At 73.6% G+C, this 26,992-nt stretch carries 22 protein-coding genes, 1 tRNA gene and 1 other RNA gene; 9 read left to right on the top strand and 15 right to left on the bottom strand.

The genetic code is table 11. The features are described from left to right. The 5 genes from G443_RS11105 to rnpB all read right to left on the bottom strand — a co-directional run bounded on the left by G443_RS11105 (window position 1) and on the right by rnpB (window position 3,795). Entirely contained in the window at window positions 1-459 is a 459-nt protein-coding gene (locus G443_RS11105) for a hypothetical protein (RefSeq protein WP_026417048.1), read from the bottom strand. Window positions 460-462: 3 nt separating this feature from the next. After that, a complete protein-coding gene (locus G443_RS11110) occupies window positions 463-732 on the bottom strand; it encodes a hypothetical protein (protein ID WP_026417049.1) in 270 nt (89 codons plus the stop codon). A 1,382-nt stretch (window positions 733-2,114) separates the two neighbouring features. Then, window positions 2,115-2,303 (bottom strand): hypothetical protein, encoded by a 189-nt coding sequence (locus G443_RS11115; RefSeq protein WP_026417050.1) that lies wholly within the window; start codon window positions 2,301-2,303, stop codon window positions 2,115-2,117. 77 nt (window positions 2,304-2,380) lie between these two features. Next, complete coding sequence (locus tag G443_RS11120; protein ID WP_155886000.1) at window positions 2,381-2,974, bottom strand: ArsR/SmtB family transcription factor; 594 nt, start codon at window positions 2,972-2,974, stop codon at window positions 2,381-2,383. Between the two features lie 424 nt (window positions 2,975-3,398). Beyond that, an RNA gene (gene rnpB, locus G443_RS11125) (RNase P RNA component class A) lies at window positions 3,399-3,795 on the bottom strand. Between the two features lie 165 nt (window positions 3,796-3,960). On the opposite strand from rnpB, the gene G443_RS11130 reads away from it, so the two are divergent. Continuing rightward, window positions 3,961-4,437 carry a universal stress protein gene (locus G443_RS11130; RefSeq protein WP_035291326.1) on the top strand — a complete coding sequence of 159 codons (477 nt, stop codon included), beginning with the start codon at window positions 3,961-3,963 and terminating at the stop codon, window positions 4,435-4,437. Between the two features lie 23 nt (window positions 4,438-4,460). Here G443_RS11130 and G443_RS11135 read toward each other — a convergent pair whose 3' ends face one another. The 3 genes from G443_RS11135 to G443_RS11145 are packed head-to-tail and all read right to left on the bottom strand — an operon-like array spanning window position 4,461 to window position 7,305. Continuing rightward, window positions 4,461-5,648, bottom strand: coding sequence for a bifunctional RNase H/acid phosphatase (locus G443_RS11135; protein ID WP_026417051.1), 1,188 nt, complete (start codon window positions 5,646-5,648; stop codon window positions 4,461-4,463). Then, window positions 5,645-6,382: a zinc ribbon domain-containing protein gene (locus G443_RS11140; protein ID WP_026417052.1), complete on the bottom strand. Its 738-nt coding sequence runs from the start codon at window positions 6,380-6,382 to the stop codon at window positions 5,645-5,647. Before G443_RS11140 ends, G443_RS11135 begins: the two co-directional genes overlap by 4 nt. Before the next feature lie 50 nt (window positions 6,383-6,432). Next, entirely contained in the window at window positions 6,433-7,305 is an 873-nt protein-coding gene (locus G443_RS11145) for a Nif3-like dinuclear metal center hexameric protein (protein ID WP_026417053.1), read from the bottom strand. A gap of 214 nt (window positions 7,306-7,519) precedes the next feature. On the opposite strand from G443_RS11145, the gene G443_RS11150 reads away from it, so the two are divergent. The 3 genes from G443_RS11150 to G443_RS11160 all read left to right on the top strand — a co-directional run bounded on the left by G443_RS11150 (window position 7,520) and on the right by G443_RS11160 (window position 9,881). Then, a complete protein-coding gene (locus G443_RS11150; protein WP_026417054.1) occupies window positions 7,520-7,972 on the top strand; it encodes a low molecular weight protein-tyrosine-phosphatase in 453 nt (150 codons plus the stop codon). Next, window positions 7,969-8,913 carry a fructosamine kinase family protein gene (locus tag G443_RS11155; RefSeq protein ID WP_081715171.1) on the top strand — a complete coding sequence of 315 codons (945 nt, stop codon included), beginning with the start codon at window positions 7,969-7,971 and terminating at the stop codon, window positions 8,911-8,913. Before G443_RS11150 ends, G443_RS11155 begins: the two co-directional genes overlap by 4 nt. Before the next feature lie 128 nt (window positions 8,914-9,041). Further along, on the top strand, window positions 9,042-9,881 hold the full coding sequence (locus G443_RS11160; RefSeq protein ID WP_035291238.1) for an SURF1 family cytochrome oxidase biogenesis protein: 840 nt from the start codon (window positions 9,042-9,044) through the stop codon (window positions 9,879-9,881). Here the strand turns inward: G443_RS11160 and G443_RS11165 are convergent. Then, window positions 9,813-10,784 carry a cobalamin biosynthesis protein gene (locus G443_RS11165; RefSeq protein WP_372492970.1) on the bottom strand — a complete coding sequence of 324 codons (972 nt, stop codon included), beginning with the start codon at window positions 10,782-10,784 and terminating at the stop codon, window positions 9,813-9,815. The two genes, G443_RS11160 and G443_RS11165, sit on opposite strands and share 69 nt — an antisense overlap. Window positions 10,785-11,220: 436 nt before the next feature. Here G443_RS11165 and G443_RS11170 point away from each other — a divergent pair, with 436 nt between their 5' ends. From G443_RS11170 to G443_RS11180, 3 genes are all read left to right on the top strand, one after another. Next, window positions 11,221-12,948 carry a DUF2397 family protein gene (locus G443_RS11170; RefSeq protein ID WP_030146965.1) on the top strand — a complete coding sequence of 576 codons (1,728 nt, stop codon included), beginning with the start codon at window positions 11,221-11,223 and terminating at the stop codon, window positions 12,946-12,948. Next, window positions 12,945-14,210, top strand: coding sequence for a TIGR02678 family protein (locus tag G443_RS11175; RefSeq protein WP_245588657.1), 1,266 nt, complete (start codon window positions 12,945-12,947; stop codon window positions 14,208-14,210). Before G443_RS11170 ends, G443_RS11175 begins: the two co-directional genes overlap by 4 nt. Window positions 14,211-14,301: 91 nt before the next feature. Further along, window positions 14,302-18,519 (top strand): TIGR02680 family protein, encoded by a 4,218-nt coding sequence (locus G443_RS11180; RefSeq protein WP_026417059.1) that lies wholly within the window; start codon window positions 14,302-14,304, stop codon window positions 18,517-18,519. 384 nt (window positions 18,520-18,903) lie between these two features. Here the strand turns inward: G443_RS11180 and G443_RS11185 are convergent, their stop codons facing one another. After that, window positions 18,904-19,716 (bottom strand): SDR family NAD(P)-dependent oxidoreductase, encoded by an 813-nt coding sequence (locus tag G443_RS11185; RefSeq protein ID WP_245588658.1) that lies wholly within the window; start codon window positions 19,714-19,716, stop codon window positions 18,904-18,906. A gap of 108 nt (window positions 19,717-19,824) precedes the next feature. Here G443_RS11185 and G443_RS11190 point away from each other — a divergent pair, with 108 nt between their 5' ends. Beyond that, window positions 19,825-20,445: a TetR/AcrR family transcriptional regulator gene (locus tag G443_RS11190; protein WP_035276052.1), complete on the top strand. Its 621-nt coding sequence runs from the start codon at window positions 19,825-19,827 to the stop codon at window positions 20,443-20,445. 56 nt (window positions 20,446-20,501) lie between these two features. Here the strand turns inward: G443_RS11190 and G443_RS11195 are convergent, their stop codons facing one another. From G443_RS11195 to G443_RS11215, 5 genes are all read right to left on the bottom strand, one after another. Further along, entirely contained in the window at window positions 20,502-21,785 is a 1,284-nt protein-coding gene (locus G443_RS11195; protein WP_051313236.1) for an MFS transporter, read from the bottom strand. Next, window positions 21,782-22,309, bottom strand: a complete 528-nt coding sequence (locus tag G443_RS11200; RefSeq protein ID WP_035276053.1) for a MarR family winged helix-turn-helix transcriptional regulator — start codon at window positions 22,307-22,309, stop codon at window positions 21,782-21,784. Before G443_RS11200 ends, G443_RS11195 begins: the two co-directional genes overlap by 4 nt. 444 nt (window positions 22,310-22,753) lie before the next feature. Beyond that, window positions 22,754-22,828: transfer RNA gene (locus G443_RS11205), tRNA-Val, on the bottom strand. Window positions 22,829-22,873: 45 nt separating this feature from the next. Further along, the gene (locus G443_RS11210) at window positions 22,874-23,338 is read right to left on the bottom strand and encodes a peroxiredoxin (protein WP_026417062.1); all 465 of its coding nucleotides are present in this window, start codon (window positions 23,336-23,338) and stop codon (window positions 22,874-22,876) included. Between the two features lie 91 nt (window positions 23,339-23,429). After that, window positions 23,430-23,849, bottom strand: coding sequence for a DUF3052 domain-containing protein (locus tag G443_RS11215; protein WP_026417063.1), 420 nt, complete (start codon window positions 23,847-23,849; stop codon window positions 23,430-23,432). 245 nt (window positions 23,850-24,094) lie between these two features. Here G443_RS11215 and aceE point away from each other — a divergent pair, with 245 nt between their 5' ends. Next, window positions 24,095-26,890 carry a pyruvate dehydrogenase (acetyl-transferring), homodimeric type gene (aceE, locus tag G443_RS11220; protein ID WP_026417064.1) on the top strand — a complete coding sequence of 932 codons (2,796 nt, stop codon included), beginning with the start codon at window positions 24,095-24,097 and terminating at the stop codon, window positions 26,888-26,890. The last annotated feature ends 102 nt before the right edge of the window (window positions 26,891-26,992 follow it).

Raw genomic sequence — 26,992 nt, forward strand, 5'->3', positions numbered from 1 at the left:
CTATCGCGCCGACGTCGGAACACCACGAACCTCCTTGGTCCGGGAGCGGCCGCGCGCCTGGCGCCGGCGGGCCGACTTCCTGGTGGCCCGCTTCGGTCGCGGGCGGCCGTTCCTGACCCTCACCCGCGACGCGCTCACCGCGCCGCCCCTTCCGGAATGTCGTTGTCTGGGTGCGGTCAGTTCTCGCGCCCACAGCGCCATGACCGAGCCGAACGGCCGTTCGTGGCTGATCCGCGAACAGATGATCTTGGTGAGCACGATCGTGATCACCACGGCCCAGGCCGTGGAGAAGAACCCGAACCCGATCCCCATCTGCCGTTCGACGGTCAACACCGCGAGGAAGACGAACAGGCCGACTCCCCACGCGACGTACCGCGCGCGCCAGGGGAAGGTCGCGCGGGGCGGGCCGAGCCAGACGGCATCGACCCGGTAGATCTCGTCGTCAGTGCGGATGCGCACGGCTCACCCTGGGCTGGCGGCGAACAGGCCCGCGATCCACTCACCGATGCTCACACCGGCTCCCGTCACGGCGAGCCCGATGACACCGAGCGCGATCAGGACACCGCCGACCCGGCGCATGACACCGGCGTTGTCACCCTGCCCGCCGCCCAACCACAGCATCAGGATGGCCACGGTGAGCAGCAGGAGCGGAACGATGTTGCCGATGATCCAGTCGGTGAGCCCGGTGGTCTCCAGGCTGGTGGCGATCATCGTGGAAGCCGTGGCGGTCATGGTCCTAACTCCTGAAGGCGAGGAGCGCTGTCGGCGTCACCGGGACTGGTGGCCTCGGCGACTGTGGGCACTGTCGAGTACAACACGCCACTGTGACAAGGGGTAGTGGCGCCAGTGCCGGCTGTCGGCCCAACGGCGTCCCCTCCGACCCAGGTCACATGCATTTCTGGCTCCACCCATCATCGGCACGGCGGACGGCGACGTCACTGCTCGGCCCGGGATTCTCCCGACTGCCGGGCGGTTTCACTCACTTGCGAGCTGGTGGTGACCCACCGTGGTAGGACCGGGTGGCTCGTGGTGTGGCGGCCAGAACGCCGCCGCATCCCCTGCCACCGCCAGTCGTCCACAACGGCCTGGTCGCGGACGCGCGCGGTTGTTTCGGGCACCCCGAAGCCGTGGAACGATCGGGGTCCCCGTGCGTCCCACTGGTTCCGGATCCCCTGCCGGGCAACGACGGGAGGCCGTTCCTCCGGCCGGGAACGGTTCCAGGCTACCTGAGACGATCTTCACACCGCACGACTCCAACCAGGGCTACCTGGTCCCGATGGGACGGTCACGGCGGGCGATGTCCGGCGGCGGTGGGGGTATCCGCGCAGTTCCCGGGCATGCCGGCGCTCGCTCGGCGGCGGATCGTCCCGAGTTCGGCTTTGAGCCAGCCCACACTCAACCACCCGGATGGCCCAGTACACCGGGCCGGACAGCGCATTCGGTGCTGATCCACCGCACCCGGGGGAGCTCGTGGTCGTCGGGAGCCTCGGGTGGGACGGCCCAGCCGCCCGCTCCCGGTGGGACGCGGAGACCGGGGGAACCGGCGGGCGGTGTCCTCTGGGGCCGAACCCGCGCCCGGGAGACCCGGCCGACACCACGCCGGGCACGCACGGCCCCGAGGAGGAACCGGCTTCGGTGGGCCGGGGACGGCGTCCGCCAACCGGGATGCCGAAGGGGCGACCACCGTGGTCGCTCCCTTGTGCCTCGGTAGGAAAGCGGTGCTTCGAGGGCCGCGTGACCGGAACCGCCTCCGCCTCGACGCACGTCCCCGGGATGTCGGGTGCCGGCGGGCGGCGGGCGAGAGGTCCCGGCACGTGGCCGACCCCTCGACCCGGGCCCTGACAGCCCCGGACCGCGTCATCGGGAACCGCTGGACCCGGTTCCTCGGGGGTTCGGCCCGGCACACCGGCCCGGCACGCCGGCGCCGATCCCGGGGCTGGGCCGCGCGGCGGCGGGCCTCCTCGTCGGGGTGCGCCGTCTCCCCCGGTGGGCGCGGTTCTCGCGCTCCCTCCCCGGGCGGCGGTGCGTCTCGTCGGCGGGGACCGAGCCCGGCGGGGAGGGGACGACGCGGACTCCAGCGCGGAGTTCCCGGGGCGCGAGGAACGAGCTGCCGGTCAGAGCGCGAGTCGCCGGGCGTGCCACCACGACCACTGGTGGTGCGCCGGTCTCTCCTCCCTGCCCCTCGTCGCTCGGGGAGTGCGACCGGGGCCGCCGTGCCCACCGCGCGCGTGCGCGTCGCTCATGGGCCGGTGGTGCCGGCTCGTGGTGGCGTCGATCAGGGCGAGTTCCGTCCAGGCGTCCATGGTTCTCTCCGGTTTCTCCGGTGTGGGGTGGCCCCGAGTGGGTGCCACGGTGGGCAGGGGTGTCGAGGGGGCGCGGTTCAGCCGCCGCTGGGCGGCGACGGCTCCGGCCCGACACCGGGCCGGCGCGTCATACCGAGGACGAGGCGCACCTGGCTGGCGCCATCGGGGCGGGCGTCGCGGTTCTCCAGCCGGTCGGTGAAGCGTTCGAGGACCCGCATCAGGTCCCGGCGGAGCTCGCGCATCTCCTCGAGGGTGACGAAGGTGGTGGCGCTGACGACGCCCGTCGCCTCCCGCCACCCCTCCGGCTCGCGGGCCCGGGTGCGGATGCCCTGCCGGAGGATGTCGAAGTCGTGTTCGAGGAACGCCTCGGTGGCCGCCTCGCTCGCCAGGTCGGACTCGTCGTCGGCTCCGTCGATCACCAGGGTCTGGTGGAAGCTGGCGAGCCGCCAGGGCTTCTCCCTGCCGCCGTCACCGGCCTGCTCGACGTAACCGTGCCTGGCGAGCGTGCGGAGGTGGTACGAGCAGTTCGCCACGCTCTCCCCCAGCACGACCGAGCACTGGGTGGCGGTCCGATCGCGTTCCGCCAACAGGTCCATCAGCGCGATGCGGACGGGGTGCGCCAGTGCCCGGAGCGCCTTCGGGTCTCGGCGACCCTCCCTGTTCTCTGCCATGACCACAGACTACTTCTCGCAACACTTGTTGCGCAACACTTCTTTCGCAACAGGTGTTGTTCATGCCGGTTCCCCTCCCCAGGAGGGCACGGAGGGGAGCGCACCGGGGACCGGCCAGGAGACGCGACCACTGCTCACCACCACCCGACGCGCGGTGGGACGTCCGGCGGACCGGCGGAGGGTGGGACACGGGGGCGACGGGGGCGGGCGATCCGCGGCCGCGGTCGACCCGCCGCCGCCCGAGGGGCCGCGCCGCCAGCTCCCGCACGGCACGGGAGGACGACGGGGGGAGCACGGGGGGTCAACGGGCACACGGCTCACGGCGGGGCCGGGAACACTCCCCTCGGCACCAGGCCGGCCGCCACCCGGCGACCGACGACGGCGGGCGGTCGCCCGCCGCTCGCGGGCGCACGGACCGAGAAGGGGGACGAGTCGACCTGTAAGCCGGATTCTGTGACCACCGGACCTCTCGGTCCGACGGCCGGCGACCATCCATCTAGACCTGCCGTCACCGACAGGCTCCAGCGGCCTACCCGCGAACTCGGGCGGGCAGCCCTCGAACGTTCGCGCAGGCGGTCTCCCGCCCTCTTGGCCTTGCTCCGGGTGGGGTTTACCGAGCCACCCCGGTCACCCGGGGTGCTGGTGGTCTCTTACACCACCGTTTCACCCTTACCCGGTCCGCCGAGGCGGACCGGGCGGTCTGTTTTCTGTGGCACTGTCCCGCGGGTCGCCCCGGGTTGCCGTTAACAACCACCCTGCCCTGTGGAGTCCGGACTTTCCTCGACGACGCGGCGCGCCGTCGCGGCCGCCCGGCCGACTCATCCCCCCGTTCAGTCTAGTGGCCGGGCGTCGAGCGAGCGGCACGCGGCCGACCGGCCCACCCCGCCGGGAGATCCCACGCGGAGCGGCGGACCGCGTCACAAGGCCGCTGCGATCCGACCGTTCACCCTGTGGATGGTCCGACCCGGTGCGGCAGGATGACCACCATGAGGCGAATCGTGATCTGGGTCACCGATTCGGGGTGGCGATCGTGTCTGTCCGCCGCCACCCACTTCACCCACGACGCGGAGTCCGTGGTGCTCCTGCACGTGATTCCCCCCGACGGGGACACCCCGGCCGGTGGGTTGCGCGGGTTCCTCGGCCGGGGACAGGAACGCGTGCCGACCCAGCAGGTCAACGAGCTCGCCCAGGCAGCCGCGCACCGCCTGCTCGCCAGGGGGCGCCGCCTGCTCGGACGCGGCTGCGAGACGGTGTCCAGGGTCGGCCGCCCCGAACGGGAGGTCCTGTCGGTCTGCGCCGGAGCGGACCTCCTCGTGTGCGGACGGGACGGGCGGTTGCGGCTCACCGGCCCCAAGAGCCTCGCACCGGCCACCCGCTTCGTCGTGGGTCACGCGCCCTGCGCGGTGTTGCTGGTGTGGCCGGACGAGGAGGTCCCGGCCGCCCGCCCCGGGCGCTGCGGATGAGCGGCGGGGCGGACCGGCGGCGGTCAGCCGAGGGCCGGGTGGAAGGTCGTGTCGTTGACCAAGGTCACCGAGGCGTGCCCGTCGGGGTAGAAGTTGGCGACGGAGATCGAGGCGACGTCGAGGTGCAGGCGGTACATCAGGCTCGGCCCCACGTCCAGTGCCATCCGCAGCAGCGCCTTGATCGGTGACACGTGGCTGACCACGACCACGGTGCGCCCACCGTGCTCGGCGATCAACTCGTCCCTGGCCCGCCGCACCCGGCGGTGCACCTCGTCCAGGCTCTCCCCGCCGGGCGGTGCGACGCTCGCGTCCCGCAACCACCTCGCGTGGAGGTCCGGGTCCCGCTCGGCCGCCTCACCGAAGGTGAGGCCGTCCCACTCCCCGAAGTCGCACTCGACGAGCCGCTCGGACACCGTGACCTGCCCGCGTACCGCGTCCGCCACGAGCTTCGCGGTGTCCAGGGTCCTGCTGAGCGGGGAACTGACCACCGGGACCGGCGTCGAGTCCCCGTCAGCCACCAGCCGCGCGACGCGGCGACCGGCCGCGGCGGCCTGCTCGTGACCGAAGTCGGTGAGGGGGACATCCCCTCGTCCCGCGTACCGCCGCTGGCGGGAGTACTCGGTCTCCCCGTGCCGCACCAACACCAGGCGGGTGGGCACCCCGGTGGCCCCCGACCACCGCGCGGCGGTCGGCGCCGCCCGGGCGCTCCCTCGGTGGGCCTCGTCGTCCCGACTGGACGGTGCGCGGTCCCGGGCGGGGGCACCGCCGCCGGCCGACTCCCTCGCCGCGCCCCGACCGTTCCCGGCCTGGGCGTCCATCGCCTGGTTGGCCAACCGGTCGGCGTGCGCGTTGTGGGCCCGGGGGATCCACTCGTAGCTCACCCGGTCGAACCGGCGGGCGAGGTCCCGCGCGGTGAGCGCGAGCGGCTGGAGCTGCGGGTGTTTGATCTTCCAGCGACCCGACATCTGCTCGACCACGAGCTTGGAGTCCATCCGCACCGCCACCTCGGCGGCCCCCAGCTCGTCGGCGGCCCGCAACCCGGCGATCAGGCCCTGGTACTCGGCCACGTTGTTGGTCGCGACACCCAGCGCCTCGGCCCGCTCCACGAGCACGGCACCCGTGTCGGCGTCGAAGACGACGGCACCGTAGCCGGCGGGCCCCGGGTTGCCCCGTGAACCACCGTCGGCCTCGACGACCACCCTCGAGGTCACAGCCCGGACTCCCCGGTGCGCACCAGGATCACACCGCACTCCTCGCAGCGGACCACGTCGTCGGGGGCCGCCTTGCGCAGTTCCGACAACGCGGTGCGGTCCAGTTCCAACCGGCAGGCGCCGCAGCGGCGGGCCCGGAGCAGCGCGGCCCCGGTTCCCTTCTGGGCGCGCAACCGCTCGTACAGCGCCAGCAGGCCCTCGGGAACGGATCCGACCACCGCCTCGCGGGCCTCGGTCCGCCGCGTCTCGACCGTGCCGAGGTCGGCGAGGGCCTCGTCGCGGCGGCGTTCGGCGTCACCCAGCCGTTGGCGGACCTCCGCCAACTCGCCCTCGGCCACCGAGACCTGCGTCTCGGCCGCCTCGATGCGTTCCATCAGCTCCAGCAGCTCGTCCTCCAGCAGGGCCTGCCGGCGGCGCACCGACTCCAGTTCGTGCTCCAGGTCGGCGACCTGCCGGGCGGAGACGTTCCCCCCCTTGAGCAGGTCCTCGTCCCGCTTGCCCCTGGCCCGGACCTGGTCGACCTCCTTCTCCAGCCGGTCGGCGTCCCGGCGGAGGTCGGCGAGCACGGTCGCGGCGGCGGTCACCGCGTCCCGGCTGGTCGCCGCCTCGGCCTCGATCCCGGTGATCTCGGTGAGCTCGGGGAGGGACCCCCTGCGGTGGGCGACCCGGTTGAGTTCGATGTCGATCTCGGCGAGATCGAGCAGTGTGCGTTGGACCGCGGGGGCTGCTTTCACGCGACGTCCTCCCTGGTTCGAAAGCGGGCTGGGGCGACCGGACGGAGGAGTCAGCCTGTCACATCCCGGACGTCGGGCTCCCGGGACGGTTCGGCGCGCAGCGTCCACGGATCGGTGCGCAGCAGGGAGACCTCCACCTCGACGTCCGAGGGCAGTCCGGCGCTGATCACCTCGGCCGCCTGATTACACCAGGGCCACTCGCTGGCCCAGTGCGCGACGTCGACCAGCGCGGGCGCCCGCCCACCCGGCACCGTGCCGGCCGCGAGGTGGTCGGAGGCGGGGTGGTGCCGCAGGTCGGCGGTGACGTAGGCGTCGACGCCGGACGCGGCGGCCAGGCCCAGCATCGAGTCGCCCGCGCCGCCGGAGACCGCGACCGTGCGGATCACCCGCTCGGCGTCGCCGGCGGCCCGCACTCCCCAGGCAGTCGTGGGCAGGGACTCCGCCACCAGTTCCACGAAGCGGGCGAAGGGCAGCGGCTCGGGTAGTTCACCCACCCGGCCGATGCCCAGGGGCCGGGGCGCGCCAGGGTCGCCGACCGGCCGCAGCGCCGAGGTGACGCGCAGCCCCAGGGCCGCCGCCAAGGCGTCGGACACACCGGGGTTGGCCGTGTCGGCGTTGGTGTGGGCGCAGAACAGGGCGACGTGGTGGCGGATGAGGCGGTGCACGAGGGAGCCCTTGACGGTGTCGGCCGGAACGCCGTGCACGCCCCGGAGGAGCAGGGGGTGGTGGGCGACCACCAGGTCGACGCCGCCGTCGACCGCCTGCCGCACCGTCTCCGGGGTGACGTCCACGACGACCAGCACCCGCCGGACCGGTTCCGCCGGGTCACCGCAGACGAGACCGACCGCGTCCCAGTCCTCGGCGAGTTCCGGCGGGTAGGCCGCCTCCAACACCTCGACGACGTCCGCGACCCTGACCGTCACCCGTCGACCTCCTCCGGCGGCGCGTGCCGCCTGACGTTCTCTCCTGCCCGGCTCCGAACCGGCTCCGGTGCGCCAGCCTAGGCCGGAACGCGTCGGCCCCGGCGTGCCGACCGCTCCCGTCGAGGCGTTCGGCCGGTGTCGGTGGCCGTCGGGCCGGCCCGCACCCGCCGGCCGGCCCTTCCCGGCGCTGCCCCTGCCTAGGGTGGTGGGCGTGGTGCACGTGTGCTTCGTCTGCAGCGGGAACATCTGCCGGTCGCCGATCGCCGGTCTCGTCCTCGAGGAACGGCTCAGGCGGGCCGGCCTCGCCGACCAGGTCCGGGTGAGCAGCGCCGGCACCGGGTCCTGGCACGTCGGGGAACCCGCCCAGCCCCACGCGAGGGCTGTGCTGGCGCGCGCCGGCTACCCCACGGCGCACTCGGCCCGCCAGATCGGGGGCGAGCAGTGGGACGCCGACCTCCTCGTGGCGCTGGACTCCGGCCACCAGCGGGCCCTGCTCCGGCGCGTGCCACCCGAGCGGGTCCGGCTGCTCCGGTCCTTCGACCCGTCCGCCGACGGCCCGGACGTCCCGGACCCCTACGGCGGGCCGGTGGAGGACTTCGAGGAGGTGCTGGCCATGGTGGAGGCGGCCGTTCCCGGCCTGCTGGACTGGATCCGGGAGCGGACGTGACCTCGGCCGAGGCGGCCAGGAGGGCCGTCTCGCACCTGCTCGGCGCCGACGCGGTGACCGCTCGGTCACTGCCCGGCGGGGACATCGGCGCGGTCTTCGTCGTCGACCTGGTGGACGGCGCCCGCGTCGTCGCGAAGCTCCCGGTCCGCCCTGGCTCCGAGGCGCCGGGCGAGGCCCCGGAGGTCCACCGGGACCGGGCCGGTCGGGCGGTGGCGGCCGAGGACGCGGGGCTGCGGTGGATCGCCGACGCCGTGCCTGGCCTCGCGCCAGGGGTGGTGGCGGCCGGCGAGGGGTGGTTGGTGCTCGACTTCGTCCCACCCGGTGCGCCCAGCGCGGCGGCCGCCGAGGAGCTGGGCCGTGGGCTGGCGGCCCTGCACGCGGCCGGCGCTCCCGCCTTCGGCGCCGCCCCACCCGGCGGGCCGGGGCGGGCGGTGGTCGGCGCCCTGGACATGACGAACGAGCCGGCCCCCGACTGGCCGACGTTCTACCGGGAACAGCGCCTCGAGCCCTACCTGCGCCGCGCCGTCGATCTCGGTCGGCTCGACGCCTCCCAGCGGGCGGTGCTGAGCCAGGTCCAGGAGCGGTTGCCCGACCTGGCCGGCCCCACCGAGCCGCCCGCGCGGCTGCACGGCGACCTGTGGAGCGGCAACCTCCTCTGGACGGAGCGGCGGCGCCGTCCTGGTGCGGTGCTGCTGGACCCGGCCGCCCACGGAGGCCACCGGGAGACCGACCTGGCGATGCTCCGCCTCTTCGGCGCTCCCCACCTCGACCGGCTGGTGGACGCGTACGCGGAGGTGCGCCCGCTGGCGCCCGGGTGGCGGGACCGCGTCGGCCTGCACCAGGTGTTCCCACTGCTGGTGCACGCGGTGCTCTTCGGTGGCGGGTACGGGGCGCGGGCGGCCGAGGCCGGCCGGGCCGCGCTGGGCGGGAGCCGGCACTGACCGCACCGCCACCCGTGCCCACGTGGTGGGGTCGCGGCGGGGTGGCCGGGCGGGCCGGGGGCGTGCCGCGCGCCTCATCTGGCGGGACGCGGTTCGGGCCGGTCCTGGCGGTGACCTACCGTAGGGGCGTGCGTTTCCGGTTCATGCTGCGGCCGGGGTGGCTCGGGCTGACAGCCGGGGTCCTCATCTTCGCCGCGCTCTCCTTCGCGCTTCTCGCGCCGTGGCAGTTCGGGCGGCACGCGGACAAGCGGGCCCAGAACCAGGCGATCGAGTCCTCCCTGCACGGTGCGCCGGTGCCGGTGGAGGACGTCCTGCCGGCGGGTGCCGCCCCGGGGCCGGAGGAGGAGTGGCGCCGGGTCGTCCTGACCGGCACCTACCTGCCCGAGCACGAAGGCGTGGCCAGGCTGCGCACCGTGCACGGCGAGCCCGCCTACGAGGTGCTGACGCCGTTCCGGCTCTCCGGCGGTGACGTGGTGCTCGTGAACCGGGGCTATGTCCGTCCCGTGGAGGGGACGGACGTCCCCGACTACGCACCGGCGCCCGGTGGGGAGGTGAGCCTGACGACCCGCGTCCGCCTGGACGAACGGGACGGGCGGGGCCGCCCCGGGTTCGAGGAGGACGGCCACCTCCAGCTGTACTCGGTCAACGCCACGACCCTCGCGGCCTCGACCGGCGTGGACATCCGGCCGGGCTACTTCATGCTCGCCGCCGAGCAGCCGGGCGTTCTCGGCGCCCTCCCGCTGCCCCGCCTGAACTCCGGCCTGAACCTGGCCTACGGCTGGCAGTGGTTGGCCTTCGGGGCGATGGCCCTGGGCGGGCTCGTGTACTACGTGTGGCGGGAGGCCTACCCGGACCGCCAGCGGGCGGGCGGCCGCCGCTCCGCCCGCGAGGAGCTGACGCTAGCCCTGCGGGAGGACGAGGCCGCGCCGGCGGCGCAGCTGGCCCAACGCTACGGCCGCGGCCGCTGACCCCGCCGCCGCGACGATCCCGACCACGCGGGAGAGCTCGACGCCCCGGGTGACGTCACCCGCGTCGGGGGTCCGGCCGTCGCCCAGCATCGGTCGTTCCTCCGCCCCTTCGTGGTAGGCGGCGCCGCCACCCAGCCGGACCTCCAGGGCGCCGGCGAAGGCGGCCTCCGCCTGTCCGGCGTTCGGGCTGGGGTGCGCCACGGCGTCCCGCCGCCACGTCCGCCACGCTCCAGGCCCCGAGCCGCCGACGACCGGCGCGCACACCGCCGTCAACGCGGCGGTCAACCGTGACGGAACGAAGTTGGCGAAATCATCCGAACGAGCGGCAGCCCACCCGAAGTTGCGAAAACGCGCCGTCCGGTGGCCCACGCGCTCGTCGAGCAGGGTGACCACGCGGTGGCCGAGCAGTCCCGGCACGCCGGCGAGCGCGCCCCACCACAACGGGGCCACCGAGGACTCGGAGGCCTGGCGGGCCACGGTCTCCACCGCCGCCCTGGCCAGCGCCGGGCCGTCCAGCTGGCCGGGCGGGCGTCCCCACAGCGCGGCCAGGCGCGCGCGGGCCTCCGGCAACCGGCCGGCGTCGAGGTGCCGGGCGATGGACGTCCCCTCGTCGGTCACCGCCGTGGCGCCGAGCACGGCCCAGGTGGCGGCGGCGGTGGCGGTGGCCTGCACCAGTGGACGTGACCGACCGACGCGTTCCACGGCGATGCCGAGGGTGACGGCCCCACCGGCGAGCAGACCGACGTAGGCGAGGCCCCGTCCCCTGTCGTCGGCGTGCAGCCGGCGCTCCGCACCGGCGGCGAGCCTGCGGAGGGCCGAGTTCACCCCGTGCTTCCTGGCATCCGCGAACGCCGCGTCGGCGGCGACTCCCAACAACAGTCCGATGGCGCGCGCCGCGCTCAACCCTGCCCCCATTTCCCGGTCCGCCGACGGGGTGGCCGGCCCCGGCCCCCGGCCTACGGGCGAACCCCACTCGGCGCACCGCTCCCAAGCCGACGGGGACGCGGCGCGTCGCCGCATCACCCCAGGCGTCCTCGCAGTGCGTCACCGTAGCGTGGCGTCGTCAGCCGATCGGTGGGGAGGTCCGGCGGGCCGACGCCCCCGGTGGGGCGATCGTCTAGGGTGACCTGCCGTGCCGGGTCCGGGCCCGTCACCTCTAGATTGTCCTGACAGCGGGCCTCGGCGCGGTGGGCGGCCGGCGCGGTGTCCGGGAACGGGCCGCTGGTTCCACGGTGGCCGCGCCGGACGGCGGGGACGTGCCCCGGAGTGCGATCAGCGAGCCGGGTCACCGCACGGCGACCCCACGGGCAGGACGACGACGAGATTCCAGGACGGCGTGATGGATCAGGCGGTGCCCCCCGCGACCCCGGTCGACGCGTCTCCGGGGGCGGCACCGGTCGCGCCCCCCGCCGCCGAGGTCAGCGCGTCCCCGTCACCACCCGAGACCACCGACGCCACGTCCGAACCGGGCGCGCGGACGACCGGGCGGCGGGCACCGGGCGGGCAGGCCGCCCGGCTCCAGCTCTACGCGTACCTGACCGCCCGCGACTACCGGCGCACCTACCTGGCCATCATGCGGCTGTTCTCCTCCACCCTCCTCGCCGACCTCTCCGCCGGCGAGGTCGCCGGGGCCCTGGCACCGGCCGAGCGGGCCGGGCTGATCGACGAGGGCGAGCACCGCATCGACAACGTCATAGTGCGGCTGCGCCAGCTGGTGGAGTGGGGCAACCTCGTGCACGGCCGGCGCGAGATGGTGGCGGCGAGCATCGCGGAGTTCCAGCACGGCAGCGTCCGCTACCAGATCAGCAAGCTGGCCCTCCGGGTCCAGCGGGAGGCCGACGCGTTGCTCCAGGTCCCCGAGGGGGCCCGGGAGGTGTCGCGCGAACTGCTGCCGGCGATCGAACGCGGACTGGACCAGCTCGGCTCCACCCTGGCGCGGACCCTGCTCGCCGAGACCGAGGACCCCTCCAGCCGGGCTGCCAGGCAGGGGCGGGAGGAACTCGCGGAGCAGGTCACCACCCTGTTCCTCCAGCACGCCGAACTCGCCGACACGGTCCGCGACTTCTACGCCTACCTGGGGCAGATGGTCGCGCGCCACCAGTTGGAGCCGGCGGACATCTCCGGGTTCCGCTCCGTCCTCGTCGAGTACATCCAGATGGTGGTGGAGGACGTCCTCCGCTACACGCCCGGCATCGCCGACGCCCTGGCCGGGCTGCGGCAGGCCAGGAGCGAGCTGTTGCGGCTGGTGGGCCCGGCGCGGAGCTGGACCGAGCAGTGGGGCGACACCGTCGAGCGGGGCCGCGGGCGCACCGAGGCCGACTGGCGGGAGTTGACGGACTGGTTCGTCGACGGCCCCGGGCGTCCCAGCCAGGTGACGGCGCTGCGGGAGGCGACGACCCGCGCCATCGGCGCCCTGCTGGCCAACGTCAAGCGGGCGACCACGGGCAGCGCCGGGCTGCCGGGCCGGCGGTCCGACCTCCTCCGGCTGGCGAGCTGGTTCGACGGCGCGGACCAGGCGGGGGCGGACACGCTGTACGCGGCGGCCTTCGGCCTGTACCCGTCGCGGAACCTGCTGCCCTCGCCGGAACTGGACGGGGACGACGAGCACACGCCGTGGCGGGACGGGCCGGTCATCGACGTGACGGTCAGCGTGCGGTCCAGGGGCGACCGGGGGGCGCGGGGGCGCACCTCCCGGGTCGTGTTCGACCCGATCACCGAGCAGACGTTGCTCGCGCAGGCGAGGACCCAGGCACGGGAGCAGGAGGACGCCGTGGCGGAACTGGTCGCGGCGGCTCCCCGGCTGACCGAGGTGCCGCTGTCCCCGCCGGCGCTGGGCGTGCTGTGCGAGCTGTTGACCCTGGCGATGGCGCAGCGGGAACGCGACGGCGACCCCGGGTCGGTGCGGGACCCGGTGCGGGGTCTGCGGCTCACCGTGACGCCGGAGGCCGACGCCCGCACCACGATCACCAGCACCAGCGGCTCGTTGACCCTGCACGGTTCCACCGTCAGCCTGTGCGCGGAACCGGCGGTCAGGGGCGGTTCCCACGGGGCGGGGGGACACCGGTGAGCGCGCCGAGGGGGGACCGCACCCGGCGGTCGACCAGCGGGCGGCACGCGGGTCTCGCCCTGTTGGACGAGTTGCCCGACATCGACGCGGCGGACGTGGCGCGCTGCGCGCGGGTGCTGCTGCGCCGCCCGCTGCTGCGGGCGGACGGCCCCGACGGCGACCTGCTCCCGCTCGTCTACCGGCACCGGGCGGTGCTGGTGGAGCTGTTCACGACCGTGCTGGGGTACCGGCTGGTGGTGGAGCGCCGGTTCGCCCGCCTGTACAAGACGGGGCCCGGCCAGGACGCCACCCGCGGTGAACCCGGCCTGACGCCCCGGGCGTACGCGTACTTCGCCCTCGCGGTGGCCTGCCTCACCGGCGCGGGTCGGCAGATCCTGCTGTCCCGGCTGGTCGCCGACATCAGGGCCGCCGCCGTCGAGGCGGGCATCGCCGTCGTCGACGACTACGCCGACCGGCGGGCGCTCACGGCGGGTCTGCGGCACCTCGTGGCGCTCGGCGTCATCACGGAGACCGAGGGCACGGTGGGCCCGTGGAGCAACGAGGCCCCCACCGAGGCGCTGATCACCGTGGACACCGACCTGCTCGCGCTCCTGGTCGCGGGCCCGCTGCGGGAGGCCGAGGACGGCGCGGACCTGGTCGTGCTGGCGGCCCGGCCGGGAGCACGGGGAGTCGAGCACACCCTGCGACGTCGGCTCGTGGAGGACCCGGTGATCACCCACGCGGAGCTCACCGACGCCGAGTCGACGTGGCTGCGCCGCAACCAGCGCCGGGAGTCGGTGCTGCTCGACCGGGCCTTCGGCCTGATGACCGAGACCAGGGTCGAGGGGGTGGCGGTCACCGACCCCGAGGAGTACCTGACCGACGTCGTGTTCCCCGGCACCGGAACGGTGGCCCGCATCGCGCTGCTCGCGCTGCCCGAGCTGCTCGGCCTGCGGGAGCCGGACGCCGACGGCACCCACCCGGTGACCACCGCCGAGGTCTTCCAGACCTGTGACGACCTGGTCAACGCCTACCCGGCGGCCTGGTCGCGCCAGGCGACCGAGGACCCGCACCAGCTGTGCCGCGAGGTGCTGGCGCTGCTGGAACGGCTGGGGCTGGCGACGAGCGACGGCCGAGGTGGGTGGTCGCTGAGCCCGGCGGCGCACCGCTGGGCTCCGACGGCGGACGACCAACCCCTCTCCTCGGGTGCCGGCCGGGCGCTCCGGGAGCCAGCCGAACCACCGTCCGCCCCACCGGTCTGGTCGCTCTTCGACGAGGGGTGAGCACCGTGCGGCAGCAGCTTCCCATCAGCACCAGCACGCCTCGCGGCGTGTCGAGGCCGGCGAGCACCGCGCCGGCGGCAGGAGGTCAACAGTGAGCGAGCCCGACCGCTGGCGGCTCAACCGAGGCGGGATCGTCAACATCTGGCAGTACGCCGAGCAGACCTTCGACTTCTCCGGTGGCCGCGCCATCTTCCAGGGCACCAACGGGTCGGGGAAGTCGCGGACGCTGGAGCTGCTGCTGCCGCTCTGCCTCGACGGTGATCTCCGGCAACTGGGGTCGAAAGGTTTCGACACCGTCAGCATGCGGCGGCTGATGCTCGACGACTACCAGGGCGGGCCGAACCGGATCGGCTACGCGTGGGTGGAGCTGGTTCGCCGCACTCCCGTCGGCCCCGAGTTCCTGACCTGCGGCCTGGGGGTCAAGGCGTCGAAGGCCGCGCAGCAGATCACCGACTCGTGGCGGTTCATCACCCCCCGTCGGGTGGGTTTCGAGCTGCGGCTGGTGGGCGCCGACGAGGTCCCGCTCGGCCCGGCGCAGCTGCGGGAGACCCTCGGGGCGGACCGGGTGCTGGACGATGCCGGGTTCCGGGCCCGCGTCGCCGACCTCGTCTACCAGGTGCCCGCCGCTCGGTACGCGGACCTCCTGCACCTCCAGCGCACCCTGCGCAACCCCGACGTCGGGCTGAAGGTGTTGGAGGGGCAGCTGGAGCAGATCCTGTCCGACGCGCTCCCCCCGCTCGACCCGGCCGTGATCGACAACCTCGCCACCTCCTTCGACGACCTGGAGTCGATCCGGGAGAACATCGCGCGGCTGAGCACCGCGGACGACGCGCTGGGAGCGTTCGTCACCACCTACGCCAGCTACGTGCGGGGTGCCCTGCTGGGCCTGGGCCAGCGGATGACCTCGGCCGACCGCGCCCTGGCGTCGCTGCGTTCCGAGATCAGGCGGCTCACCGAGCAGCGGAACGAGGCCGACCAGGAGTGTTCCCTCGCCACGGCCAGGGTGGCCTCGGCCGAGGACCGGGAACGCGAGCTGGAGTCGGCGATCGCGACCCAGATGGCGTTGCCCGGCTACCAGGGCCTGCGTGATCTCCGCGACCGGGAGGCACTGGTGACCTCGGCGGGTCGGGCCGCCGAGGCCGCGTTGGAGGGTGCCGCTCGGCAGCGCGCCCAGGAGGACCGGGCGGTCGACGCGGTGCTGGCCGCGACACGTCGGCTCACCCAGAACCGGGACGCGGCGGCCGAGCTGGCCAGCGCGGCCCGGACCGGCCTGCGGCACGCCGGCCTCGACCCCGAGATGTGCCCCCGGGTGCCCGGCCTGCCCTCGGCACGCGTCACGGTGCGCCAGGAGTCCGTCCTGGCCAAGCCCGACCCGGACGCGGAGCCGGTGGTGGTGGAACGCCGGCTGCCGCCCGTCGTCGACGCCGAGGAGCTGGCGGCCGGGTTCCGCTCGGCGGCCGGGGGCGCCGATGAGGTCGCTGGTGCGGGTCGCCGCCGGGCCGCGCTGGTGTCGACGCTGCACCGGCAGGCCGTGGCCCTCGACCAGGAGGCGTCCCGGGTCGAGCACGCGGCCCGGGACGCCCGCGCCGCCCAGGTGGCGGCGACCGAGGCCGCCGGCCGCCGCAACGAGGCCGAGCAACGGCTGGTGGAGTCGGCGGAGCTGTGGCGGGAACGGGCGCTGAGCTGGTTCTCCGAGTCCGTCCCGCTCTCTGGTGCTCGACAGCCGGACGCGGCCGTGCTCGAACTGGTGGAGGTCGAGCACCTGCGGGCGGTGCGGGACGGGGCGAGGTCGGCGGCGGAACGCGCCCGCCTCTGGCTCACGCCGTCGCGGCAGGCCGCGTCGCAGTCGACCGTCGAGGCGGAGCACGCGGTGGCCGAGGTCAGGCGCGAGGTCGACAGGCGCGACGCCGAGCTGGCGGCGCTGCGGAGTGGGGAGCAGCGGAGGCCGGCGGGATCCCCGGATCCGGACACCGCCCCGCCGGGTGCCTCCTTCGCGGAACTGGTCGACTTCCGGCCGGAGGTGGCTCCCCCGGCCCGCGCCGGCGTGGAGGCCGCCCTCGCCTCCTGCGGGTTGCTCACCGCGTGGGTTCCCGTGGACGCCCGTGCGGCGGACCCGGTGGTGCGGACCCTGCTGGCGACGGCGTGGTCCGACCCCGCACCGGAGGAACCGGCGGCCGACGGCCGCCGCACCCTGGCCGAGGTGCTGGTCCCGGCCGTCGATCCGAACGGCCCGGTGCCCGAGGAGCTGGTGCGGCGCCTCCTGTCGTCCGTACCGCTGACCGACCGGGCGCCGACGGGGCCGACCCCGCTGAGCGTGTCCGAGGACGGCAGGTGGTGGTCGGGGGTGCTGTACGGGGCGGGCGCGAAGGACACCGCCGAGTTCGTCGGCGCCGGCGCCAGGCAGGCGGCCAGGACTCGACGCATCGGTGCGCTGGAGGAGGAGCTGCACGAGCTCCGGGGGGCGTTGGCCGCCGCCGAACGCACCGAGTCCGAGGCACGGGCGAAGGTGGAGCTGCTGGACCGGCAGCTGGCGGCGTTCCCCGACTACGGTGAGCTCGTCGCGGCGCACGCGGCCCTCGCGGGGGCGGCGGGCGCCGCCTCGGACGCCGAGGACAGGGCGCGGCGGCTCCGCGAGGAGCACCGCCGCGCCGAGGAGCGGTGGGGCGCGGCCGAGACCGAACTCCGGCAGCGGGCCACCGAGGCGGGGCTGCCCTCGGACGCCGCCGGTCTCGACGCGGCGCACCGGCACGCCACCGAGGCCAGGGATCGGGTCGAGCAGTTGCGGGACGTGCTGGTCGGTCGGTGCGTCGGCGCCGTGGACGACCTGGCGGAGGCGGGCACGCACCACCAGGCGGCCGTCGCGGACCGCGCCGAGGCCGAGGAGCTGGCGCTGCGCGCCTGCCGGTCCTACGGGGAGCAGCGGCGGTCACTGACCGAGTTGACCAGCAGCGTGGGTGGCGAGGCTGAGAACGCCGCCCGCCGGATGTCCGATCTGGAGCGGCGGCGGGCCGAGGTCCGGGAGGAGCTGCCGGCGGCGCGGGAGGCGGTGATGACCGCCAGGGAACGGCTGGCCACGTTGGCCACCCTGTTGGAGACGAAGCAGGGCCAGCTCGGGGAACGGGAGACCGAGGCGGACCGCGCGTCGACGGCCTTCACGGCCGCGCTGCGTTCCCCCGGCACCTGGGCTGCCGCCCTCACGACGACCTCGCGGACCCGAGGGGACGCGCCGGTCGGCGCCCCGGGCACGGAGCGGGCCGGGGCCGCCCCAGCCGAACCGCCGCCCGACCCCCGCGCCGCGCTGGCGCTGGTGTCCGAACTCGCCGAGAGCCGCCCGGCGAGCGAGACCACCGTCATCACCCGGCTCCAGACCCTCCAGGTGGCGTTGGCCGGGACCCACGACATCACGGCGGCGGAGAACGCGGGCGTCCTGGGCATCACCGTCAGCGGGGAGGACGGGCCCCGGCCGGTGGCGGTGGCCGCGCGGCAGGTCCGCGACCGGTTGGCCACCCAGCGCGGCTACCTGAACGAGCGGTACCAGACGGTGTTCGCTGACTACCTGATCCGGGACCTCGCGGAACGGCTGCGCGGGCAGATCGCGGTCGCCGAGGACCTGTGCGCGCGGATGAACGCGGTGTTGGACCGCGCTCGTTCGTCGCAGGGGGTGCACGTCCAGCTGGAGTGGCGCCCCTCCCCCGCCCTGGACGACGCCACCCGTCAGGCGCTCGACCTGGTGCGCACGCCGTTGGGTGAACGGGACTCCGACCAGGACGCGCTCCTCCGCAGGGTGGTGACCGAGCGGATCGAGTCGGAACGGGACGCCCACGCCAGGGGGTACGCGGAGATCCTGACCCGCGCGCTGGACTACCGGGGGTGGCACTCCTTCACCGTGCGGGTCCGGGACGACGGGCCGGACGGCCGGCCCCGGGTGCGCCGGCTGCGGCAGTTGTCCTCCGGGGAGACCCGGCTGGTGTCCTATGTCGCCCTCTTCGCCGCCGCCGCGTCCTTCTACGACGCGGTGGACGTCGGCGAGGGTGACGGTGCGGGAGCCGGCGGCGCGGGTGCGCCGCTGCGGCTGGTGCTGCTCGACGAGGCGTTCGAGCGGCTGGACGATCCGACGATCGCCCGGATGCTCGGGCTGCTGGTGGACCTGGACATGGACTGGTTGATCACCTGGCCCAGCGGCTGGGGTGTCTCCCCCAAGATCCCCCGCATGCACATCTACGACGTGCTGCGCCCGAAGAGCGGCGCTGGCGTCGCCTGCACGCACACCACCTGGGACGGCGCGGACCTCACCCAGCACGACGCCTGAGCCCCCGGTGGCGGGTCCGGTCCGCCTCGGCGCGGTCGTCGCCGTGCGTGGCGGGGCCGCCGGGGGCGGGACGTGTAGGAAACGTGTAGCCGGGTTTGCGAGGCTGGGCCCGGCTCGGTGGTGATGGGGGTCATCGCCGCGTCATGGCCGGTGGGCCAGCGGAGACGGCGGGCCGCCCCCGGCCCGCCCATCCGGACGCCCTACCGAGCCGGGGTTGGCCGGTCCGGCCCCCTGTGGACGGTCGTGCGAGGCCACCGGTCCCTGGGGGCGCGGTGGTGTCGGGCCGGTCATCGGTTCGCCCGGCCCGTTGCCGGTGCACCGGCGACGGCGCGCGCGGCGTGGTCGCCAGCCACATCCGCGCGACGCCGTGGCCGTCGGTGGCGCTCAGTCCTCCGCCACCAGGTGGCGGGTGAGGTCGAACAGGCGCCGGGCGTCGTCGGGGTCGAGGGTGCGCAGGCCGAGGTCGACGGGTGTGGTCCGGTCCCAGGCGATCAGCCGTTGGTCGGAGGGTTCGTCGATCAGCCTGATGATGGGGACGATGCTCCTGGACACGGACCGGGCGAAGAGCGCGCCCATCACCGCCATCAGGGCCTTGGTCGGCTGTGGGACGCCGTTGAGCCCGCTGTTGGTGTACCCGGGGTGGACGAGGACGAAGCGCGTGCGCCCGTCCGGGTGGTTGAGCGGGTAGCCGACGCCGAGGAGGTCGTTGGCGCGGCCGCCCTGGAGGGTGGCGCGCAGGATGCCCCAGCCGTTCCGCAGCGCGAGGTCGTCCCAGTGCAGTCGTCCCTTGGTCATTCCCGTGCCGCCGATGCTGACGATCGCCGGGTTGTCGCCCTTCTCGAGCAGGTCGGTCAGGCCGTAGCTGAGCAGGAAGCGGCTGACGTAGTAGAGGGAGAAGGCGCCCTCGTACCCGTCCGGCGTCTCGACGCGGCGCTGGAACGGCACCATCGCCGACAGGACGAGGGCGTCCAGCGAGTCGTGCCGTTCCCGGATCTCGCTGATCACCCGCCGGTTCTCGGCCACCGAGGTGAGGTCGGCCCTGATGGCGTGCGCCCGCTCGCCCGCCCCCATGCTCGCGGCCTCCTCGAGGAACCGCCGGCCGCGTTCGGGGTTCCGGCCCACCACGGTCACCCGCGCGCCGGCCGCCAGGTAGTGCCTCGCCAGTGCCGCGCCCATGCCGGTGGTGCCGCCGGACACGACTAGATCCTTGACCATTTCCACCCCAAAAGTCATCGGTCGATGACTTTGTACGCTAGTCAGAACCAGCCACATTTGTCAACGCTTGATGACTTATGGGAGGACGCCGTGGCCGAGCCGCGCAGAAGGAACCGTTCCGCGACCCGGCAACGCCTCCTGGAGGCCGCTCGGCACCGGTTCGCCAAGGAGGGCTACGAAGCGGCCAGCGTTCGGGACATCGCGGGGGACGCCGGGGTCGACGCCGCACTCGTCTTCCGCTACTTCGGCTCGAAGAAGGGGCTCTTCGAGGAGGCCGCCGCCGCCAGGACGCCCACGACCCCGCTCGACGGGCCACCGGAGGAGCTGCCCGCCCGGCTGCTGCACTCACTGCTCTTCGAGGACTGGTCCGCGTACGCCGGCGAGCACCCCCTGGTGGCGATGCTGCGCTCCTCCGCGCACGACGAGGCGCGGGACCACCTGCGGGAGGAGCTGTGCGGCACCTACGTGCGCGCCCTCGAACGGCTCTCGGACGCGCCGGACGCGGCACTGCGGGCGGAGCTGTTCAGCGCCTGGATGCTCGGCATCGGCGTCCTGCGGTCCGTGGTGGGCACCCCCGCCATCAGCGCCGCGACTCCGCAGGACCTCGCCCCGCACCTCGCAGCCGTGGCGTCCGCCCTGTTCGACCGACCCGTCCTCGGCACACCACCCCCACCACCGGAGGCCACCGACCACCCCGGGTCTCCTGGCTGAGCGACCAGGGCCGTCCCGGTTCCGGTGGGATCGCGGCCCGCGCCGTTCCACCGTCGTCAGGTGCCCGGTCCCGCCCCGGCACCGGCGGCCGGGGTGGTGCCCTCCCGCCGCTCGCTGACCCGGAAGGAACGCAGCTCCCGGTTGCGCAGCCCGATCCACAGCACGCCGACGACGCAGAGCAGGCCGCCGGACACCAGCGCGAACGAGGCCGAGGTCAGCCCCGTGACCACGCCGGCCCTGGCGTTGCCGAGGTCCGGGCCGGCCGCGCCCACCACGTGCTCCGCCGAGGAGACCCGACCCCGGAGGCCGTCGGGGGTCGCCAGCTGGACCAGCGCCGCCCGCGAGACCACCGAGACGGTGTCGGCGGCACCGGCGACGGCGAGCATGGCCAACGCGAGCCACAGCGGATCGGCCAGCCCGAAGCACGCGAGGGCCACCCCCCACGTGCCGGCCGCCCACGACTGGACAAGGCCGGGCCGGTCCGCCCTGGTGACCAACCCCGACACCAGGCCGGCCGCGACTCCCCCGACCGCGACGGCGGACAGGAACAGCCCGAGCGTCTCCGGGGCTCCCCCGAAACGGGCCTCGTTCACGACCGGGAAGAGCGCGATCGGCATCGCCAGCAAGGTGGCGAAGAGGTCGGTGCCGAACGCGCCGCGCACGACCGGCGTTCGCGTGATGTGGCGCACACCCTCGACGATGGACCGGATCCCCGGCCGGTGCTCCTCCGCTCCCCTCGGCGGCAGCGACGGCAGCCGCAGGACGGCGTACAGGGAGACGAGGAAGGCGACCGCCTCGACGGCGTAGCAGGCCGTCAGCCCCCACCGGCCGATGACGAACCCGGCCACGGCGGGCCCGAGGAGCATCGCGGCCTGGAAAGTGAGGTGCTGGAGGGCGATCCCGGCGGAGACGAGGTCACGGGGCAGCAGCCGCACCGGGAACGTGCGGCGGGCGGGGGCCCCGAGCGCGGCGGCGGCCGACTGCGCGGCGACCAGGCCCAGCAGGACGGGCAGGCTCTCCAGCTCGACGAGCGCCTGCCCCGTGAGACCGAGGACGACCACCACCTGGGCGAGGGTCGTCCAGCGCACCAGGGTGCGGCGGTCGAGCGAGTCGGCGAGGGAGCCGCCGACCACGCCGAACAGGACGAGCGGAATGGCGGAGGCGAGCCCCACGACGCCGGTCCACACCGGGCTCCCCGTCATCCGCCACACCTGGAAGAGCACGGCGACCACCGTCATCTGGTGACCGAGCGAGGTCAGCGACGTCCCCACCCAGAGCCGGCGGTAGGCGGCGCTGGCGGCGAGGGGGCGGAGGTCGACCAGTCCGGACCTCCGACTCATCGCCCGACGCCGTCGCCGTCGGTCCGGGACGTCTCGCCGGCCTCGGAGCGCCAGTCCAGGTGGTCGAGCAGGCGGGCGTGGAACCCGCGTTCGGTGAGCCGCGCCCGCATCGCCGCCACGTACTCGGCCAGGCCCGAGGCAAGCTCCGCGTCGAGCTCGGCGCAGGCGTCCTCGGTGGCGTTCCACTCCGCTTCGAGGAAGGGCAGCAGGTCACGGGCGCGGTCGGTGAGGTGGATGACCCGGGTGCGGGCATCGGGCCCCGGCTCGGTGGTCACCAACCCCTCGCCCCGCAGCGCGGTCACGGTCTGACTGACCGCCGAATGGGTCCGGCCCAGGCTCCGAGCCAGGTCGCGGATGGTCATCGGGCCCTGGTGGGCCAGTCGGATGAGCGGGTAGGCGAAGCGGGGGCGCACCCCGGCGAGGCCGTGCTCGGCGTAGAGACGCGCGATCTCCTCGTCCATGTCCTGCTGGAGGGCGATGAGATCGCGCCAGTAGCCGCGAGTGGTCGGGTCAGGTGATGTCACAGCGCTAACATAACAGCACTGTTGTTTTTGTGGACCAGCCTCGCCGAGACCGAGGACCGAGGACCGAGGACCGAGGACCGAGGACCAGTCCACACCGACGAAGCCGGCCGCCGCCGAGAACCCCGCGCGGCCGCGCGAGCGGGCCCTGGCGGTGCGGCCGTGGGGCGGGCGCGTGCTCGTGTGCGAGCGGACCGAGCCCGAGCGGTCCGCTCGTGGGCACCGCTGGCCGGCCGAACCCCGGTGCCGGCACTCTCCGTACTGGGTCACCCGGCTTGGACCGGGAACGGTCGCGGCGGGCTGCGAACGCCACGGGCCAACGAGACCCGGTCAGGCGGCCGGCACCAGGCGGCGCGCCCTCGATGATCCGCGTGGCGAGGTGCCCACGGCGCCGCAGCGATCGCCAGCCGGCGGATCCGAGCCGCGTTCGCGCTGGTCAGAAGCTGGTGGTGGGCGCAGTAGGGTTCGAACCTACGACCCCTCGCTTGTAAGGCGAGTGCTCTCCCACTGAGCTATGCGCCCGATCGACGCTGGACAGGTTACCGCCCGCCCAGCGCCAGTCGGTCATCAGGCCGGCAGCGCCGCGATGGCCTTCTTCCAGGCTTCCTGGTCCCGGGGCTCGCCCGGCTGGTTCACCTCGGCGAAGCGGATGACACCGGCCTTGTCGATCAGGAAGGTGCCCCGGTTCGCCAGGCCACCGGCCTCGTTGAAGACGCCGTAGGCCTTGGCGACCTCGCCGTGCGGCCAGAAGTCCGAGAGCAGCGGGAAGGTGTAGCCCTGCTGCTCGGCCCACACCTTCAGGCTGAAGGTGGTGTCCACCGACACACCGAGGACGGTCACGTCGGCGTTCTGGTACTCCTGGAACTCGTCCCGCACCTGGCACAGCTCGCCCTGGCAGAGGCCGCTGAACGCGAACGGGTAGAAGACCAGCAGCACGTTGCTCTGGCCGCGGAACGACGACAGGGTGACCTGCTGCTTGTTGTAGTCGTTGAGCGTGAAGTCCGGGGCTTCCGAACCGACGTCGAGCGCCATGAGGCCGCCTTCCGAGGTCTAGGGGGTGCGGTGGGGCACGTCGACCCGACGTGCCCCAACCACCCTAGTCATCGCCCCCGGCGGCTGATGTTCACCGCTTCGGGCGTACCAGGCGCGTCGCCGACCATTCGCCCGGCAGGCTGACCGTCGAGGTCTGCGACAGACCGGCCGTCGTCACCGCCTCGGCGACGACGGAGGGCTCCACGTGCCCGTCACGGCCCGTCTTGGGTGTCAGCACCCAGATGAAGCCGTTGTCGGCGAGGGGGGACGTCGCGTCGACGAGCGCGTCGTCGACGAGATCCCCGTCACCATCCCGCCACCACAGCAGGATGACGTCCACCACTTCCTGGGCGTCCTCGTCGAGCAGCTCACTGCCACTGCGTTCCTCGACCGCCGCACGAAGCGCGTCGTCGACGTCCTCGTCCCAACCGATCTCCTGGACGACCATGTCGGGCTCGATACCGAGCTTTTCGGCGACACCGACCTTTGCGGCGTCTCCCGCGGCGACCACGGCTTCCTCACTCCTCCAAGTCGTGTGGTTGCGACGGCCGGCAGGCCCCCGCACACGTGCTGTTGCGATCGTTGCGATCCCTGGCCACTTTTTCAAGCGGCGGGTCCAACCTAGTGCGGTTACTTCACCACAACTACCCACCGGTAGTAGTGACGCCACGCGCGGGTAACGAGGAAGATGGTGGAGGATGGGACAGTTGGGTGAATCCCAATGACCAGGACTGTCGACGTTGGCGAGGAGATCCCTTGGCCCCGCAGAGCAACGGCAAAGGTGCCGCGGACGCCCCCCAGCGGGTACGTGTCATCCGTGACGGCCTTGCCGCACACCTTCCGGACATCGACCCGGAGGAGACCACCGAGTGGCTCGAAAGCTTCGACTCGGTGCTCTCCGCCGCTGGTAAGCAGCGTGCCAGGTATGTGATGTTGCGGCTACTCGAGCGGGCTCGGGAGAGCGGCGTCGGGGTGCCGCCGCTGACGAGCACCGACTACGTGAACACGATCCCGACCGAGGTCGAGCCGTGGTTCCCGGGTGACGAGGAGACCGAACGCCGCTACCGGGCCTGGCTGCGCTGGAACGCCGCCATGACCGTGCACCGCGCCCAGCGACCAGGGGTGGGTGTCGGAGGACACATTTCGACGTACGCCTCATCGGCGACGCTGTACGAGGTCGGCTTCAACTGGTTCTTCCGAGGGAAGAACCACCCCGGAGGCGGCGACCACATCTTCATCCAGGGCCACGCCTCGCCCGGCATCTACGCCAGGGCGTTCCTGGAGGGCCGCCTGTCCGAGGACCAGCTCGACGGCTTCCGGCAGGAGTTCTCGCACGCCGGCCCCGGCGGCGGACTGCCCTCGTACCCGCACCCCCGGCTGATGCCGGACTTCTGGGAGTTCCCCACGGTCTCGATGGGCCTGGGTCCCATGAACGCCATCTACCAGGCGCGGTTCAACCGCTACCTGCAGGCCCGGGGCATCAAGGACACCTCGGAGCAGCAGGTCTGGGCGTTCCTCGGCGACGGCGAGATGGACGAGCCGGAGTCGCGGGGCCTGATCCACGTCGCCGCGAACGAGGGCCTGGACAACCTGAACTTCGTCATCAACTGCAACCTGCAGCGGTTGGACGGGCCGGTCCGGGGCAACGGCAAGATCATCCAGGAACTGGAGTCGTTCTTCCGGGGCGCCGGCTGGAACGTCATCAAGGTCATCTGGGGTCGCGAGTGGGACGGCCTGCTGCACGCCGACAAGGACGGCGCGCTGGTCAACCTCATGAACACCACCCCCGACGGTGACTACCAGACGTACAAGGCCAACGACGGCGCGTACGTCCGGGAGCACTTCTTCGGCCGGGACCCGAGGACGAAGGAGCTGGTCAACGACTTCTCCGACCAGCAGATCTGGAACCTCAAGCGCGGTGGGCACGACTACCGGAAGGTCTTCGCGGCCTACCAGGCGGCGGCCAACCACCACGGCCAGCCGACGGTGATCCTGGCCAAGACCATCAAGGGCTATGGCCTCGGCCCGTCCTTCGCCGGTCGCAACGCCACGCACCAGATGAAGAAGATGACCCTGGACGACCTCAAGCAGTTCAGGGACAGCCTGCGGATCCCGATCAGCGACGAGCAGCTCGAGGCCGACCCGTACCGCCCGCCGTACTACCACCCGGGCAAGGACTCGGCGGAGATCCAGTACCTGCTCAAGCGCCGCCAGGAGCTGGGCGGGTTCCTGCCGGAGCGCCAGGTCAAGGCCAAGCCGCTGGTGCTGCCGGGCGACAAGGTCTACGACGTGCTCAAGCGGGGTTCGGGCAAGCAGGAGGTCGCCACGACGATGGCGTTCGTCCGGCTGCTGCGCGACCTGGCCAAGGACAGCGAGATCGGCCCGCGCCTGGTGCCGATCATCCCGGACGAGGCCAGGACCTTCGGGATGGACTCGATGTTCCCGACCCAGCGGATCTACAACCCGCAGGGCCAGATGTACACGTCCGTGGACGCCAAGCTGATGCTCGCCTACCGCGAGAGCGAGCAGGGCCAGATCCTGCACGAGGGCATCAACGAGGCCGGGTCCACCGCGTCGTTCACCGCCGCCGGCACGTCGTACGCGACGCACGGCGAGAACATGATCCCGATCTACATCTTCTACTCGATGTTCGGGTTCCAGCGGACCGGCGACGGGCTGTGGGCGGCGGCCGACCAGATGGCCAAGGGCTTCGTGCTCGGCGCCACCGCCGGCCGCACCACGCTGACCGGTGAGGGCCTCCAGCACAACGACGGCCACTCGCTGCTGCTGGCCGCGACCAACCCGGCCGTGGTCGCCTACGACGCGGCCTGGTCCTTCGAGCTGGCGCACATCGTCAAGAACGCGTTGCAGCGGATGTACGGGGAGAGCGAGGACTACCCGAACGGGGAGGCCATCTTCTACTACCTCACCGTCTACAACGAGCCGTACCAGCAGCCGGCCGAGCCGGAGAACCTGGACATCGACGGCCTGCTCCGGGGTCTGTACCGCTACGCGGACGCCCCGGCCGGGGAGGGCCTGCCCGCGCAGATCCTCGTCTCCGGTGTGGCGATGCCCTGGGCGCTGCGCGCCCAGGAGATCCTCGCCGAGGAGTACGGCGTGCGGGCCGCGGTGTGGTCGGCCACCTCGTGGTCGGAGCTGCGCCGCGAGGCCGTGGAGACCGAGAAGGCCGCCCTGCGCGACCCGGGTTCCAGCCGGCACGTGCCGTACGTGACCAAGGCCCTCCAGGGGGCCTCGGGTGGCCCGGTCGTGGCGGTGTCCGACTGGATGCGTGCCGTGCCGGACCTGATCCGCCCCTGGGTGCCGACGGACATGCTGACCCTGGGCACCGACGGGTTCGGCTTCTCCGACACCAGGCCGGCCGCGCGTCGCTTCTTCAACGTCGACGCCGAGTCGATCGTGGTGGGAACGCTGTTGGCGCTGGCCAGGCGCGGCGACCTGGACTACTCGGTGGCGGCGGAGGCCGCGCGCCGGTTCCAGATCGACGACGTGCAGGCCGCCGGTCCGCAGACCTCGGACCCGGGTTCCGCCTGATCCCACCCACTGATCGCGCTGCGTGATCAGTGCGCTACACTGTGCAGCAGAAGCCCCCTCGGGCGCACGGAGTCCGAGGGGGTTTCGCCATGTTCGGGCCCG

The sequence above is a fragment of the Actinoalloteichus caeruleus DSM 43889 genome (genome assembly GCF_000429185.2).
GTDB classification, from domain to species: domain Bacteria; phylum Actinomycetota; class Actinomycetes; order Mycobacteriales; family Pseudonocardiaceae; genus Actinoalloteichus_B; species Actinoalloteichus_B caeruleus.

Coding starts and splice junctions, on each gene's coding strand:
- G443_RS11110 (WP_026417049.1), bottom strand. CDS start 732: ATGACCGCCACGGCTTCCACGATGATCGCCACCAGCCTGGAGACCACC.
- G443_RS11115 (WP_026417050.1), bottom strand. CDS start 2,303: ATGGACGCCTGGACGGAACTCGCCCTGATCGACGCCACCACGAGCCGG.
- G443_RS11120 (WP_155886000.1), bottom strand. CDS start 2,974: ATGGCAGAGAACAGGGAGGGTCGCCGAGACCCGAAGGCGCTCCGGGCA.
- G443_RS11130 (WP_035291326.1), top strand. CDS start 3,961: ATGAGGCGAATCGTGATCTGGGTCACCGATTCGGGGTGGCGATCGTGT.
- G443_RS11170 (WP_030146965.1), top strand. CDS start 11,221: ATGGATCAGGCGGTGCCCCCCGCGACCCCGGTCGACGCGTCTCCGGGG.
- G443_RS11195 (WP_051313236.1), bottom strand. CDS start 21,785: ATGAGTCGGAGGTCCGGACTGGTCGACCTCCGCCCCCTCGCCGCCAGC.
- G443_RS11210 (WP_026417062.1), bottom strand. CDS start 23,338: ATGGCGCTCGACGTCGGTTCGGAAGCCCCGGACTTCACGCTCAACGAC.